Source organism: Coleofasciculus sp. E1-EBD-02, from assembly GCF_040218245.1.
In the GTDB taxonomy this organism is placed as follows: domain Bacteria; phylum Cyanobacteriota; class Cyanobacteriia; order Cyanobacteriales; family Coleofasciculaceae; genus Coleofasciculus.
The window spans coordinates 22,975-38,895 of record NZ_JAVJQN010000196.1 but is presented as its reverse complement, the minus strand read 5'-3'; the positions used below and the strand labels follow the sequence as shown (position 1 = coordinate 38,895).

7 protein-coding genes and 1 pseudogene are annotated in these 15,921 nt (G+C 46.7%); 2 read left to right on the top strand and 6 right to left on the bottom strand.

Going from position 1 to position 15,921, the window contains the following annotated elements; translation table 11 throughout:
* Positions 1-150: 150 nt before the first annotated feature.
* A complete protein-coding gene (locus RIC07_RS30510) occupies positions 151-804 on the bottom strand; it encodes a sigma-70 family RNA polymerase sigma factor (protein WP_446397793.1) in 654 nt (217 codons plus the stop codon).
* A 432-nt stretch (positions 805-1,236) separates the two neighbouring features.
* Between RIC07_RS30510 and RIC07_RS30505 the strand changes: the two genes are divergently transcribed.
* A complete protein-coding gene (locus tag RIC07_RS30505) occupies positions 1,237-2,238 on the top strand; it encodes a sensor histidine kinase (RefSeq protein WP_446397792.1) in 1,002 nt (333 codons plus the stop codon).
* A 346-nt stretch (positions 2,239-2,584) separates the two neighbouring features.
* Positions 2,585-4,267, top strand: a complete 1,683-nt coding sequence (locus tag RIC07_RS30500) for an EAL domain-containing response regulator (RefSeq protein ID WP_446397791.1) — start codon at positions 2,585-2,587, stop codon at positions 4,265-4,267.
* Positions 4,268-4,433: 166 nt separating this feature from the next.
* Here RIC07_RS30500 and RIC07_RS30495 read toward each other — a convergent pair.
* The 5 genes and pseudogenes from RIC07_RS30495 to RIC07_RS30475 form a co-directional block, all read right to left on the bottom strand.
* Positions 4,434-4,742 (bottom strand): annotated as a pseudogene (locus tag RIC07_RS30495) (endonuclease domain-containing protein); the annotation flags it as partial.
* Positions 4,743-4,900: 158 nt separating this feature from the next.
* Positions 4,901-6,052: an FHA domain-containing protein gene (locus tag RIC07_RS30490; protein WP_446397790.1), complete on the bottom strand. Its 1,152-nt coding sequence runs from the start codon at positions 6,050-6,052 to the stop codon at positions 4,901-4,903.
* 507 nt (positions 6,053-6,559) lie between these two features.
* Positions 6,560-8,209: a SpoIID/LytB domain-containing protein gene (locus tag RIC07_RS30485; protein ID WP_446397789.1), complete on the bottom strand. Its 1,650-nt coding sequence runs from the start codon at positions 8,207-8,209 to the stop codon at positions 6,560-6,562.
* A gap of 142 nt (positions 8,210-8,351) precedes the next feature.
* Positions 8,352-14,747: a response regulator gene (locus tag RIC07_RS30480; protein ID WP_446397788.1), complete on the bottom strand. Its 6,396-nt coding sequence runs from the start codon at positions 14,745-14,747 to the stop codon at positions 8,352-8,354.
* A gap of 255 nt (positions 14,748-15,002) precedes the next feature.
* Positions 15,003-15,776 carry a TrkA C-terminal domain-containing protein gene (locus RIC07_RS30475; protein WP_446381503.1) on the bottom strand — a complete coding sequence of 258 codons (774 nt, stop codon included), beginning with the start codon at positions 15,774-15,776 and terminating at the stop codon, positions 15,003-15,005.
* Positions 15,777-15,921: the final 145 nt, after the last annotated feature.

The following is a 15,921-nucleotide window of genomic DNA, read 5'->3' as shown; positions in this document are numbered from 1 at the left end:
TGAAATCCTGATGTTTTGGTCTACCCCCGACAATGCCCAGGGAGTAGACACGATTTGAACGAGACAGGGCGACCCGATCAAATTGAGTGGACTAGTGTTGTTAATTGGTGCAGGCGGGTCGCCCCTACACAAAAACCCGTACCGTTAGCATTAATTAACAATTACATATTCTCTAAGCTTAGGACGAAAGCGAACCAAACAACGCTGATAAAAACTGTTTAGGGTCGATATTTTAATTCCCAGTTCGTTAGAAATTTCTTTCCAGGAGTAGCCAGCCATCACCTTGAGAGCTAAAAACTTAAAATTAGCGACAGGCTGATTCACAATATGGGTACTTTGGAAAATTCCTTCTGGATCTTCCTGCAAAATATCAATAACTTCTTGTAAAATCGAAGGGGTTGACGAATGAGTAAATTGCAGTGACGTTTTTTGTTCGAGTTGTTCTAACGTTAATCGGGTCACTTGACGCTGGTATGCCCGCTGAAACCCCTTGGGCATCACTTCACGACTGGCTTCGATAAAAAACCGCTTTGCGAATAGAAAGTTGACCCAGGATAAGACATCATACTGCGGATTATACCTATCAATGTTTTCGCAGATGTAACAGAATAGTTTTTGCTGGGCTTCGGCATAAATATCGTCATAGAAGCCTCTAAATTTACCTTTATGCGGACGGCAAAGCCTACCCGATTGTAAAATTTCTTTGACCAGTTTAGCTAGAGCCAGTTGTCTGTTTTGGCTTTTCGTCGGAGATTGCTGGGCGGTGAGAGCCAGTTGTTTGAGGCGGGCGTTGAGTTCGTTCATGGGTGGGGTTTAGTTATACTGGAAACAAGGTTGTTTAATAGCTTGCTGATAGTATCGAACGCTTTTTAGATGATTTCAATGGGAAAAAGTCGGATGGTTCGCTGAGGCTTGTATCAGGTTTTATCAGTTCTGGGGTAAGTGACATCAGGAAAAGTCTGTTATTTGTTATTTGTCATTCGTCATTCGTCATACTCGCTTCGCGAGAAGCAAGCTACATCATTTGTGGAAGAGTGCTTGCACTTCATTGGGGCGGGTTTAGTGACATCCGGGTGAAAACGAAACGTTAAGGGTAAAACCCGCCCCTACAACAGACGTTCCAGCTCCCCCAGCTTCCCCAGCTTCCCCTGCTCCCCCAGCTTCCCTAGCTTCCCTTGCTTCCCCAACTCCCCATCCTCAAAGTTAAACTGGTAGCATCTCAATCACTAACCTGAGATGCAAACGATCGCGATTACTCTTACGGATGACCATTGGCTGAAGTTGCAGGATATAGCAACTCGCCTGGATATTTCTCCTGAAACCTTGATTATGATGGGTGTTGAGCAGATCCTCACTCATACGCCATCTTCAACATCAGCGTCAGCACAACAACTACAAGAGAGTCTCTCGGAACACCCTCAACTCACGTCAGCAATGGACAAATCTCAGTCAGCAGACGCCGAAATTCTGAATGCTTTAGCTCAAGAAAAACAACGGGGAGACTTAAAATCTCAGGTTCTATCCATCACGGCTCATGAATTCCGTACCCCTCTGACAACGATTCTGTCTACAGCTGAATTGTTGGAACATTACCAATGGACAAAAGCAGAACAAGTGGAACAGTTGCATCTGATTCAGGAAACGGTACAACAAATGCTGCAATTGCTGGAAAATATGCAGCTTGTCGGTACGGCTGATGGGGAACAACTCCCCTTTACTCCCGCACCTGTGGAACTTCATGACTTTTGTCAACGGTTAGTCGATCAAATTCAGCAGGGTTTAACTCTCAAACATTTAACCAACGACGAGAATCAAGCCTATACCCTCACCTTTGCTTCTCAAGTGACGTGTTTACCTGCAATGGTGGATGAAAAACTGATGCGACAAATGCTGTCTAACTTGCTATCCAATGCGATTAAATACTCTCCGGTGGGCGGTACGATTCGATTCAACCTAGCCCGTGAGGGAGAGAATGCTTGCTTTCAAATTCAGGATCAGGGAATTGGTATCCCGTTAGAGGATATACCCCACCTGTTTGATTTTTTCTATCGGGGAAATAATGTGGGCGCGATCGCGGGGACAGGATTGGGGTTAGCGATTGTTAAGCAATGTGTTGATCTGCACCAGGGACAAATTGATGTTACCAGTGACGTTGGCGTAGGTACAACGTTTACGGTTCGCTTACCCTTGATCAGCGATCGCCAGGGAAAAATGCCAGCATCAGCAGATTGGGATTAGAGAGTAGAATTGAGACTCGCGCCTTTTTCCTGAAAACAGCGACAACTATCCACATTTGGGGTCGTAAACAATTACAATTAACCCTCAACTATTTTCTCTAGAAAAAGAAAAAACAGTAACAAATATCAATGAATTTCTATGGGTTTTAACTGTTTAATTTTAAAATACTGTACATAACCATCAACGAACATCTAAGTCATCATTTTTCCTGGCTTCGACAAGCCCAAAATTTCACCAGGATTGGGTTCTACCCCCTAACTTCTAACCTGTTCAACCGGAAAGCGATAATACTCGCCTCGTTTTCCAACTTGCTCCCATTGGGCGAGATATCCAGCGAGCTATAGTCATGACGACGATTTTAGTAATTGAAGACGAAAAAGCCATCCACAGGAATCTACTTAAACTACTGAATGCGGAAGGATTCGAGACGCTCAGTGCCGATAATGGTCAAATCGGTGTGAAATTGGCTCAAACTAAACAACCTGATTTGATTATCTGCGATATCCTGATGCCAGGATTGGATGGTTATGGTGTACTCCATATCCTACAACAAGACTCCTCAACGGCGACGATTCCCTTTATCTTCCTCACCGCCAAGACAAAACAGGCGGATATGCGCCAGGGTATGACATTGGGGGCGGATGATTACGTGACGAAGCCCTTTACTCGCGCCCAAATTCTCAGTGCGATCGAGGCGCGATTACAAAAGGTAAAATTACGCCAACAGCAGTCTATCATCAATCCTAATCTGCCCAATCGTCGGTTACTCCAGAAACGCTTTAATCAGCTAGAGAAACCGGGAAATCAGGGTAAACTCCAGATTTTCCTCTTGTCGCTGGAAATTGAACAACTCAACCAACTCAACAATACCCTAGGACTTGCCATTGGTGATCAATTACTCCAAGCCGTTGTCGAACGCTTAAACCGTCAGTTAGGACAGCAGGATGCGATCGCTCAAATCGGTAGTGATCATTTTATCATTCTCTTGAGTCGAAATTATCACAAACCTGAGAGTATTCAAATTGTCGAAACCTTGTTAAAGACGTTTGATTTGCCGTTTCAGGTAGACTCTGATCAAATCTTTCTCTCTGCTTACATTGGTATTGCTATTTTAGGACGTGATGGTCGAGATCTCGACACCCTAATTAGACACGCTAGTGTCGCCAGAGAAGAAGCCAAACAACTGGGAAATCGTCGCTATCAATTTTATATTGCTTCCATTGGTGCCAAATCTCAAGAAGCGTTTGAGCTAGAAACCCAAATGCGTCAAGCCCTAGAACGGCAGGAATTTCAGCTTTATTATCAACCGAAAGTCAATCTGCTCACCGGACAAATTGAGGGGGCGGAAGCCTTAGTGCGCTGGAATCATCCCCAACGAGGGATTATTTCGCCTGTTGAGTTTATTCCCTTAGCCGAAAAAACCGGGCTAATTGTGCCACTAGGCGAATGGGTACTTAGACAAGCCTGTCAGCAAGCCAGAATCTGGCAAGATCAGGGGATTTATCCCTTACGAATTGCCGTGAATTTATCACCTCGTCAGTTTAATCAATCTAATTTAGCTAATTTTGTTGTAGACATTCTCCAGGAAACGGGATTGAAGCCCCAGTATTTAGAATTAGAACTGACCGAAAGTACATTAGTGCAAAATCCAGACACCGCTATCGCGACGTTAAAGCGATTTAAGTCTTTAGGGATTCGTATTTCTATCGATGATTTTGGCACAGGATATTCAGCATTAATTCAGCTAAAAAATTTTCCCTTTGATGTTTTGAAAATTGACCGTTCTTTTGTCTGTAAATTAACTGAAGATAGCCGCGATGAAGCGATTACAAAAGCCATTTTAGAAATGGCTCGTAGTCTCAAGTTAAAGGTTGTCGCCGAAGGAGTAGAGACGCTCAGTCAATTGAATTTTCTCAAAGGACATCACTGTGATGAAATCCAGGGGTATTGGTTTAGTCCGCCCTTATCAGCCGAAGCCTTTGCCGAGTTGCTGAGTACGGGAAAAAAGTTTCCTCCATTGTCAAGTTGAATGGATTGATAAAATAAAACCTCTGTGTTTTAATTCACGTCCTTTTCATCCCACAGGCGTTTAAACATCGCGTCAGCTTCTGAATTTATAACGTCCCCTGAGATGGACAAGAGGCAACCTGACGAATTGTCTCTAAAACTTCCTCCAGATTAGTCATAACGTCTTAATCTTGGCAGCGAATTACTCGATAACCATAAGCTTCTAAATGTTTTGTTCTTGTTGTATCATAATCCTGTTGTGAGTCATGAATTTTACCATCAACTTCAACAATCAGTTTGCACTCTGGGCAGTAGAAATCGACGATAAAATGCCCAATAGGATGCTGACGGCGAAATTTTAAGCCATTGAGTTTTCGTCCTCTCAAGGCTTGCCATAGTTTTTGTTCTGCTGGAGTCTGAGTTTGACGAAGTTGCTTGGCGGCTGCTTCGATTTGAGATGTTGTTCCTCGGATTCTCGCCATTGTGTCAGCCCTCATCCCCTAACCCCTTCTCCCACCCCCCTCATTCCCCCCTGCGAGGAGGGATGACAGAGGATGCTTCGCTTTTGTTGCATGGGAGAAGGGGAACCGGACTATTGTAATAATTTCCTTTCAGTTTACTACAAATTCAGATGTGCAAGATTTGACTGTTTTATTTATCCAACTCCCCCTCTCCCAGACTTGGGAGAGGGGGCTGGGGGGTGAGGGCGAAACGTCCATTCCTGATTGCCTATGCGGATAGTATTCCCCGGAGTTAATGTACAAGGTTGATGGGGAGTAAGCCGTTGTCCATTAACAAATGTCCCATTAGAACTACCCACATCAATTAACTGGTACTGGACTTGACCCTGAGCGTCTCTGGATTGGGTAATCTGAGCATGATAGCGGGAACTTAACCCATCATCCAGAACCAAAGTATTATTCGGTTCTCGTCCAATCGTGCAGGTGCTGGCGGATAAATTGAATGTCGCACCTGATGCGTTGTGGACTAGATGCGTCTGTACTCCACTAGCGGGTTGGGCAATTATCGTGGGCGCTAATACGGGTTTATCTCTTACAGGTAGATTTGCTGGGGATTCTTCGGCGCTGGGTAAGGAATTTGGTTGAGGGGAAGCGCCAAAAGCGGCAGGGTTCCCATTGGAGGACTGTGGTGCAACAATATTAACGTGCTGTATAGGCGGTGGGGGGATAACGGGACGACTGGCTTCGGCGATTTGCATCTTTAAGGCGGCTTCGTGTTCCGCTTCCTGTCTGGCGCTCATTCCTTCGACTTGACGAATAATTCCCCTCGTCTGCGGGAAGTTGATATCACTGACTCGCACGTCTTCTAGGGCAAAGCCTAGGGAATAGGATATCTCGGCATGGTCAAGTAGGTATTGTCGGATATGGACTCGTCCCTGGTTTACTAATTGTTCCATCCGCAATTGACCTACAGCTACCCCTAAACTATCTTTTACCGCACTCGTGAGGGCTGCAATTGGATCTGAGAGTTCCAAGGTGACTCGTCTTGCATCTACGACTTGATACATGACGTTAAGGGAGATATTAATCAAATATTGGTCGCGGGATAGGAAATCTCCTTGGGAGACGATTTCTAGGTTGCGAATCTTGCTATCCACCAGAACCAGTTCACATTGTTCGAGAAGGGGTAAGGCGAAGCTGAAATGACGCCCCGGTTTCAATTTGCGGACAAATTTCCCATTTTTGACCAACAAACCTGTATAACCTGCGCCGATAAAGTCCATACTCCACCCAGCCCAGCGTTCTGGGTTTAGCGTTTGGATCAGGGGGGAAGTGGTGCTAGACATGAGCGGTTCGTGAGTAACAGGAGTGGGCAGGTTATGTATTTTTAGACTAACAAAGCTTTGCCGGATTCCGGCATGGCAATGATGACGGGATGGGTAGCCGTTCGGTTTCGGGTTCGTTCCCCGCTGAGTATCGCCTATTACCAGAAAACATTGTAGGGGCGACCCGCCGCACACAATTTACACCGCCCAGCCATTAATTGGATCGGGTCGCCCTCCAGAGGATATCAGTTATTAAAAACCCATACAAAATAGCGAGCGAGACGCTCGCACTACCACTGTTTACCGTTCTCTATTCCCTGTTCTCCTTTCCCTATCTTCACCACAATCCCAACCTTTAATTAGCTGACCCGCGTACATAAAAAGGGCGAGTCGAGATAGGTTAATTCTCACACCGCCTGACTTTGTGCAGCGACTCGCCCCTACAATACAATATTTATGTGAAAACTCTCTATCTGTTAGTCCGCGATCGCTTACCGGAGGAAAACCGGATTCAACCGGATAGGATATTTATTTACTATTCCCTGGTTCTTGCCAAAAAACAATGGAATCACTTAAGGGTTGAACTTGGGTTCCCGGATAGTAAAAGGTGAGAATGTCCTCCCCTGACCAACCAAGATTCGCTAAGTTATAGGAACCATATTGGCTCAAACCAACGCCATGTCCAAAGCCGCCGCCGACATAGGCATAGCCTTTCAGGGTTTTATCCTCTTTATTGCTACCGTAAAGTGGTTCAAGGTAAAAGAGGGTACTGCGAGGGGGATAAAAGGCACTACGGATTTCATTTTTCTGGAGTTCAACCACACCCTTATCCGTTTGCACATTTAGCTGGAGGATGCGTCCGGCGGGCGATCGCTTGACGACTTGCATCTGTTGGATGGTGGTAAACTCGGCTAGGGGATGTTTGATTCGTTCCAAATAGCGCCGCAAATCTTTCTGAATTTGTTCCAGGGAGTTTTCTACCCGCCATCGGAAGGGAGATCTGCCACTTTCATTGAATCCTTCTTTCAAGTTAATGAATTCGCGGAAGTATTGTTCATTCCCTAAAGGCTTCTCCGATAAATCCCAAATCGGCTGGGGCGAGTCAATCACGGCTTTTAAATACGGACGTTCTGACCCATTCCAGGAATCACTAAAGGGCGCGGTGACACCGCCAGAGGTGGAGGAATATAAGGCGTCTACGAGCTGATTATTATAAGTTAAGACTAGCCCCTGAGTTTTCGCGATCGCGCGATCCGCCGTGGGAACGGTTCCTGTGAGTCCGCGATAGACTTGGCAATGGGTATTTGCACAGAGTTGGTATTTGTCTGCTGTAAATCGACGCAGATTGCGGAGGGCGTAGGTGCGAGCAATAATGGTTTGTGCTTCTACTGCTGCGTATGGTGCCCCTGGTCCAATTTCATGGGGGACAACACCACGCAGATAGGTTTCTAAGGGAACGTCATTCACCAGGGTGTAAGTCCCGTAAGCATTGGGCTGGATTTTTAGACTTCCTGCATACAGACGTGGGTTGCGCTTATCTTCACTGCGAATCACCTGGATTAAATCATTCTCCGAGTCAATCTCTATCCATTGGCGATTATACCGATAGCCATCCACCACAAATGACACTCGCGGCACTTGGGGGAGGACTTGACTTTCTAGTCTAACTGTGCTGTACCCTTGATCTTGGAGACTTTGCAGCAACAGGCGTCGCAGCAGGGGCGTCTGATAGACATCCCGTTTTGCCCAAACTTGCCAGCGTTCCGGCTGCACCACTTCCACCTGAATCCCCCGTGAACGCCACTGATCCGCCGCATCTTCAGCGGTTTCAAAGGTGGCGTGATCGCTGAGGACTAAATGTTCAGCTAAAACGGGTTGGGATAAGGGTTGCGTCGCCACCTCCAGTGTCACCTGATCAGTTTCCAGAGTTTGGGGTTGCATATCCCCTGCCAAGAACCGCAAACTCAAGCTATCCCCAGGTGTCGCTTTTAGGGTCAGTTCGTCGGTGGGTTCTGAGCCAAAACGCTGCACCACACCCACTTTCAGGTTTACATCCTCCGCTTGAGCTGGCTTACTTCCAGAGAGTCCCCAAAAACATAACGCGATCGCGCAGGCTTTCAGGACATTGGGGATTGATGATTTGTGATTGGGGATTAGGGAAGAGTTTTTCGTCTGCATGATACCAATTTACTTGGGTTGGTTGGGTTAAGGGACGAAACCCAACTTATTATTTCAGCGTTGACACAGTAGTCAGGGCGGGTTTAGTTACATCTTGGTGCTGTCATAAACGATAGTGGTGAAACCCGCCCCTACACATTCATCAAGCCTCACTAGCACTAAACAGGACTTCACCCTGAATCATCCGCTGAGCTGCATCGAGCAGCACTTCTTCCAGATAAGGTTTGGTAAAGTAACCACTCGCGCCAAGCTGTGCTGCCATTTGCCGATGTCGTTTCGCCCCACGAGAGGTGAGCATGGCAATGGGTAACTGGCTGAGATTCTCATCTTTCTGGAGTCGAGAGAGTAGTTCTAATCCATCCATTCTCGGCATTTCGATATCGCAGAATACAATATCACAGGGTAAGCCTGACCGAAGTTTATCCCAGGCTTCTTGACCATCACGGGATTGTTCCACCCGATAGCCCGCTTTAGCAAAGGTCATTGAGAGGAGTTCACGGACTGTAATCGAGTCATCCACAATCAAAACGAGTGGCTCATGGGGAGTTTCTGGGGCTTCTTCAATTCCTGCACCTTCGCTGTCCCCTCTCGACCAAATCGTTACACTGTCTTTCCGCAGGCGTCCGCTGGCGAGGTCAATCAGTTCTAACACATCGGCAATGGGCATGATTCGACCATCTCCTAAGACTGTCGCCCCAGCAATACCAATGGGTTTAGGCGGAGGACCTTCGAGTTGTTTAATCACGATTTCCTGTTCACCTAAGACCTGATCCACTTCGATAGCAATGAATGTCCCAGAACTGCGTAGCACAACAATTGAGACGAGGTCGTCTTCTCGCTTACCCCCATAAACATTACCCCGACTAATTGAACGGTTATAAGAGAGCAATTCACTCAGGGGTTGCACAGAGACTAACGTGTCCCGCCAGGAGACACCGACTTGACCGTTGGCATCTTTTTGTAAGCGATCTTGAGGCACATCAAACATATCTTCCACCCCATCCATGGGAAAGGCAATGCGAGCGCGATCGCTCAAACAGCAGAGGGCTTTACAAATACTCAGGGTTAAGGGGAGACGAATGGTAAAGGTTGTGCCTTTTCCTAACGCCGAATCAATGTAGATTGCGCCCCGAATTTCGCTCAAACTGGTGCGGACAACATCCATCCCCACACCGCGTCCGGCGAATTCACTGGCTTCGTCTTTGGTACTAAAACCGGGGTGGAACAGAAAGTCATACAACTCTGTATTGGTTAGGTCTTTCGCCTCGGCTTGGCTGATCAGTTTCTTCTCAATTGCCTTTCGTTTAATCCGTTCGGGGTCAATACCTGCGCCATCGTCGGAAATGGCAATCACCGTTTGGTTCCCTTGGTGGAACGCTCGCAGAGTAATTTGACCCACAGCAGGTTTACCCATCTCTTGCCGTTCGTCTGGGGATTCAATGCCATGGGTAATGGCATTATTGACCAAGTGGGTTAAGGGATCATAAAGGTGTTCCAGGATCATTTTGTCGAGCAAGGTTTCTCGACCATCCACTTGCAGTTGGGCTTCCTTGCTTAACTTGATGGAAATTTCCCGCACCGGACGAGTCAAACGGTCAGCAGCATTAGCAAACGGAACCATGCGCGATCGCGTCAGTCCTTCTTGGAGTTGAGTGGTCACCTGTCGTAAGTTGCGAGCCACCTGATCGGTTTCATCCACCAAGAATTCCACGTCAGACGCCGATTCCCGCACTTGCACAATTAACTCGATCATCTCTTGGGAGAGTAAATGGAAGCCGGTAAAGCGATCCATTTCCAAGGGATGATAATCTTCAGAGGATTCAGAATCAGATTCTTTGGATGCAGGTGCAGCATTTTCTGACCCGAATAAAGAATGAGAGCGCTGTTGGCTTTGACTACTGGCTAACAGAGAACTCTCCAGCAGCGATCGCTCATACAAATCCCGCATCCGCGCCCCGACATCACTCAACGCCGAAACTTGATGCTGTAAATTATCCAAGAATTGCCGTAGACGCTCTTGATCCTGTTCTAAACTATTACGGCTGACTACCAGTTCTCCCACCAAGTTATTGAGACTATCGAGGTGCTTAACCGGAACTCGCATCGTTTGTTCAAAGATGCGAGGGGGTCGCCGACTGGATAAAGAGGCGCTTTGTCGCGAACCTGTATTTGTTGTTGTAGCTGGACCTACTATCGATTTATCAGCGTCTTGGAGGAGGGCTTCCAACTCTTTATCTAGGTCATCTTGATCTTGAGATGGGGGAGTTTGAGCTACAGATGCTCGATTGTCTTGAGTTGCTCCCGGTTCCTCTAAGAATGATTCTAAATCCTCAAACGAATCTGTCTGTGAGGGAGTATCACTCAGCATGGCTTCTAAATCAGCAAACTCATCGCCACTTTCACTGGTCAATGCTACTGAAGTCTCCCCATCCAGCATGGTTTCTAAATCAGCAAACTCATCGCCGCTTTCACTGGTTAATGCTGCTGAAGTCTCCCCATCCAGCATGGTTTCTAAATCAGCAAACTCGTCAGCGCTTTCTCGGGGTGAATCCAAATCCCATTCGGTTTCTGCCAGAGTTGCTAATGAAAAATCATCATCAACAGTCGCTTCTTCCAGACTAAAAAGTTCGTCTAGATCTTCGTCCGATGGTGTTTCTGGGATGTCCCAATCTCCAAATAGATCGGCAGCACTGTCCGATGTTTCTGGTTGCGGTGTCTCTACAGATTCATCAGTTAACCAATCTTCATCTAAACCCTCTAGTTCGGCGCTTGGGGCGGCTTCTGCCTCCTCTTCGGCAAATAAGTCGTCTAAGTCTTCGCTCCCCTCTGTTTCTGGGATGTCCCAATCCCCAAATAGATCGGCAGCACTGTCCGATGTTTCTGGTTGCGGTGTCTCTACAGATTCATCAGTTAACCAATCTTCATCTAAACCCTCTAGTTCGGCGCTTGGGGCGGCTTCTGCCTCCTCTTCGGCAAATAAGTTGTCTAAGTCTTCGCTCCCCTCTGTTTCTAGGATGTCCTCATCTCCAAATAGATCGGCGGCGGTGTCCGATGTTTCTGGTTGCTCTATCTCTGGAGACTCATCAGTTAACCAATCTTCATCTAAACCCTTTAGTTCGGCGCTTGGGGCTACTTCTGCCTCCTCTTCGGCAAATAAGTCGTCTAAGTCTTCGCTCCCCTCTGTTTCTAGGATTTCCTCATCCCCAAATAGATCGGCGGCGCTGTCCGATGTTTCTGGTTGCGGTGTCTCTACAGATTCATCGATTAACCAATCTTCATCTAAACCCTCTAGTTCAGCGCTTGGGGCGGCTTCTGCCTCCTCTTCGGCAAATAAGTCGTCTAAGTCTTCGCTCGGCGCTGTTTCTAGGATTTCCTCATCCCCAAATAGATCGGCCGCACTGTTTGATGTTTCTGGTTGCGATGTCTCTGGAGACTCATCAGTTAACCAATCTTCATCTAAACCCTCTAGTTCGGCGCTTGGGGCGGCTTCTGCCTCATCTTCGGCAAATAAGTCGTCTAAGTCTTCGCTCGGCGCTGTTTCTGGAGTTTCCCACTCGCCCCATATATCCGTTTGGGTGTCCGATGTTTCCGGTTGCTCTATCTCTGGAGACTCATCAGTGAACCAATCTGCCTCTAAATCCTCTGGTTCGGCGCTCTCGGCTAATGCTTCCTCCTCTTGTTCGCCAAATAAGTCATCTAAGTCTTCACTGGATGGTGTTTCTGGAGTTTCCCAATCCCCGAATATATCGGCGGTAGTATCCGATGTTTCCGGTTGCTCTATCTCTGGAGACTCATCAGTTAGCCAATCTGCCTTTAAATCCTCTGGCTCGACACTCTCAGCTAATGCTTCCTCCTCTTGTTCGCCAAATAAGTCGTCTAAGTCTTCGCTCCCCTCTGTTTCTGGAGTTTCCCACTCGCCCCATATATCCGCTTGGGTGTCCGATGTTTCTGGTTGCGGTGTCTGTTGAGACTCATCAGTTAGCCAATCTGCCTCCAAATCATCTGGTTCGGCACTCTCGGCTAAGGCTTCCTCCTCTTGTTGTTCACCAAATAAGTCATCTAAGTCTTCGCTGGATGGTGTTTCTGGAGTTTCCCAATCTCCGAATAAATCGGCGGAGGTGTCTAATGTTTCCGGTTGCTCTATCTGTTGAGACTCATCAGTTAACCAATCTGCCTCTAAATCCTCTACTGGGGCGCTTGAATCAAATGACTCCTCACCGTCTTCAGCAAATAAGTCGTCTAAATCTTCGTTCGATGGAGCCTGTGGTGTTTCCCAATCGCCAAATAGATCAGCTGCTGATTCAGTTTCCGATGTCCACGGTTGTTGTGTCCCTTGAGATTCATCTGTTGACCAATCGATATCAAAATCTTCTACCTGTGCCGTTGAGCCTTGTGACTCTTGACCCTCTTCAGCAAAGAATTCGGAGACATCTTCTGTTACTTCTGGCAGAATTTCGTCGCCTTGTTCCTCAAACAATGACTCCGAACTATCTCCATCCTTTTGAGCTGAAGTTGTGGTTTCATTTAATAACGCTTCATCCGTAGATGTGGGCAGTTCAACGATAGAATCGTTTTCTGGCTCAGTCAAGCTATCGACTGGTGTTGATTCAACTCCAGGTTCTGAATCAAAGAAATCATCGAGCGCCTCAAAATCGGGGAGATCTTCTGAGTCTTCCCAAGCTTCTTGATCAAAATCGTCGAGAGATGTTTCTTCAAAGGGATTTAATACATCCCCCGCTTCTGGTGTTGCTGATTCGATGTCGATTGTCTCAGCTTGATTGTTATTGTCTAACTGATTTTCTAGATCTAAATCATTACTTTCTAGATAGTCTTCTAGATCTAAATCGTCCTGATTGACTGATTCTCCCAGGGTTCGGGGATTTTCCTCAGTGCTAGAAATTTCTAGTAGGTCATCAAAGTCAAAGTCTGACTCTGAGACTGTTTCATCGCCCTGAAGGGAGGGTTGAGGAAAGTTCTCCTCTACATCCAAATCCTCAAGTTCGGAATGACTGAGAATTTCCGCTGACGAAGCTTCTCCTTCCTCGTCAAAGAAACTCTCACCAAATAAACCATTCAAGTCATCGTCTGAGTGACTCATCTGGTCTGAATCCTCTGAGCTATCTGACTCAAATAGTAGATCAGAGAAGTCATCGGTTAAGCTGGATGAGATATCAAGGGAATCCGATGATTCTTTTGAGGCTTGAGGATTGGCGATCGCGTCTGGGGCGAAGTCATCGTCTAACCCTTGCATTAACAGATCATCGGCTGTTGAATTCTCTTGCTCACTTTCCCCAATTAGATCCGAAAAATCATTCGAGTCTTCAAGATCCAGAAAATCATCTGAATCCGAGTTTAAGGATTTATCGTTTAGGTTGATAACATCTTCTTCTTCTTGCCAAGTTTGATCTAAATCAGGTGTTTGAGTTTCAAAAATATCGGCTAAACTATTGAGTTCGGCAATACCCACTTCGGGTTCGCCCTGATCAGAGAGGGGGGAAATCGAGTTTGAGGATTGAACCGTCGAGAATCGGAGTTGATCGCGTCTGAACCCGCTGGTGCCGTTTGAGTCTTGGATATAGGTATCCTCGGCTTGGATATAGGTATCTCGACTATCGGGGAGATGGCTGGTTTCTTTTTGGTTTTGGTTAGATTCCTCGGTTGCAGAAGTGGGTTGAGGGGAAAAATAGGTGCTAGAATCAGATGCTGTGGTTGATTCGACTGTTGTTGCATCTGGTGCAAGGGCTTTGAGTTGTTCACTGGGTACAATCTCGGCGGATCGCCCAGTCAGAACTAACTCTTGAGCTTGTTTAATTTCTTTAATGGTGACGCTAGCGAGTAAGCGGTAGGAATTTTCGGGATTCGCGATCGCACGTTTTGATATCTCTAATAGTTCACCCCACCCCGGTAAGTCCAATCGATCACCTAATTCGATCAACCGTTGGCAATGATCTTGCAGGGCGTGGCGATGTTCGGGAGTATCCGACTGCTTATACAGTTGCAACATCTCCCGCAGTTCTACCAGGACATCTCGCTTAAAGGTGGCGGGCAAGGTTTTTGTTCCTTTACTAGAGGATTGAGAGGAGTTGGCTGGGGAAGGAGTATCGCCAGCCGTTTGGGTATTTTGGGCTAACTGTTGTAGATAGCTGTTGAGTTGCTCAAAAACAGGCTCAGCCTCAGACATAATTGTGCTAGCTGTTTCGTCGGTCAAGCCATAAGATTGAAGCTGGTTTAACAGAGCGCTGAGGCTATCAAAAACTCGCAGCAACAGGGTTTCTAACTGAGTATCTACTTGGATTGGAGTCTCTTGAAGGACTTTGAAGTAATCTTCTAGGCGATGGGCAGTTTGATGAATGCTATTGAGTCCTAACATCGCTGCTCCGCCCTTGACCGAATGAGCAGCGCGGAACATTTCGTTCAATGTCTCAGGGTCTTCGATGGTGCTTTGCAGATTTAGCAAACCTTGCTCTATGGTATTGAGGTGGTCTTGTGCCTCCTCCATAAAGTAGCCCATGATTCGCTGTTGTTGTTCCGACTGCATAGCCATATCCCTCAAAGCGTAGTAATGTGGGGTATTTTGCGTCCCTAACTGCCCTGATTCAGTGCAGCGCTCGATTAAGGTTTACCATCAATAGTTTTTTTAATGTAGCTAATCTATTTCGGATTGACCTTAATTTATGGCGAATCAAATCTAGCTTTCCCCCTTACCCCCTCTGATTGTAGCATTGCGGTCTACCGACTCTTTTTCTCAATTCGTTTTTTATCCTTTGTCCTTTGGTATGCTGAAACCGACGCTCTAAAGGTTATCCTCTGCCTCTTCCCGATTTTGTTTTGCCAAGTTCCGTTGCTGCTGGGCAACGGCTTTTTGGTGAGACTGTTCACCCGTCCAATCTGCACCCCGTTGGTCTAACTCATTCAGCAAAGGTAATCGACCATACAGAATCAAGACATCACCCGGACAAATGCGAGTGTGTCCTTTCGGTGCGCCCACATAGCGACCATTCTCCCGTTGGATTCCCAGCACCACCACCCCTTCTTGCCTCAACCCCAACTCCCCTAACTCTCTCTCTGCCAACCAATCGTCATGTTGTACTTCCATCTCCATTACGGTGTAATCACCAGACAGACGCAGCAAATTGGCATAATCTTGCACATTCAGCGTAGTCCAGCGGTGCAACGCCCAATTAATCAGTCGTGACAAATAACGGTCAATCCATTTACTCGTGGCTAAAACCCACAGCACCGCTAATCCTATCCCCAATATCAGCGATCGCACTAGCCATTGTTGATTACTCGCTGTGTTCAAAAATGTCAAGATTAGGGATGAAATCGTGGTGATCACTCCCACATTCCCTAGCAACATCAACAGCATCAAGATGCGACGCCGTACCGGATGGCTAACCACTTGTTCCGCTTCGTTGGTGGTAAAGCCTACCCCTGTAAACGCTGAACGAGCCTGGAACTTTGCCGATTCCCGTGACAGTCCGGTGAGTGCCAGCGCCACAGTAGCAATGCGAGTAATGAGTAGCGATAAGCTTATCACCGTCAACAGTGAAATCAGTGCAGCCAAGTTTTACCTCCCCTAATGTTTTTCTTAAAAGGACACGTTTGCTTTATTAATAAATAGTGTAATCGGAACTCTATCTAAAGAAGGTTGATTGAGTCATGGTTAAGCTAATAAAATCGATTCGATTAGCGCTAAATAATCGCCAGTA

Bases quoted from the DNA above. Each gene is read 5' to 3' on its own strand.
- RIC07_RS30480 (WP_446397788.1), bottom strand. From the start codon at position 14,747: ATGCAGTCGGAACAACAACAGCGAATCATGGGCTACTTTATGGAGGAG.
- RIC07_RS30490 (WP_446397790.1), bottom strand. From the start codon at position 6,052: ATGTCTAGCACCACTTCCCCCCTGATCCAAACGCTAAACCCAGAACGC.
- RIC07_RS30500 (WP_446397791.1), top strand. From the start codon at position 2,585: ATGACGACGATTTTAGTAATTGAAGACGAAAAAGCCATCCACAGGAAT.
- RIC07_RS30510 (WP_446397793.1), bottom strand. From the start codon at position 804: ATGAACGAACTCAACGCCCGCCTCAAACAACTGGCTCTCACCGCCCAG.
- RIC07_RS30485 (WP_446397789.1), bottom strand. From the start codon at position 8,209: ATGCAGACGAAAAACTCTTCCCTAATCCCCAATCACAAATCATCAATC.
- RIC07_RS30505 (WP_446397792.1), top strand. From the start codon at position 1,237: ATGCAAACGATCGCGATTACTCTTACGGATGACCATTGGCTGAAGTTG.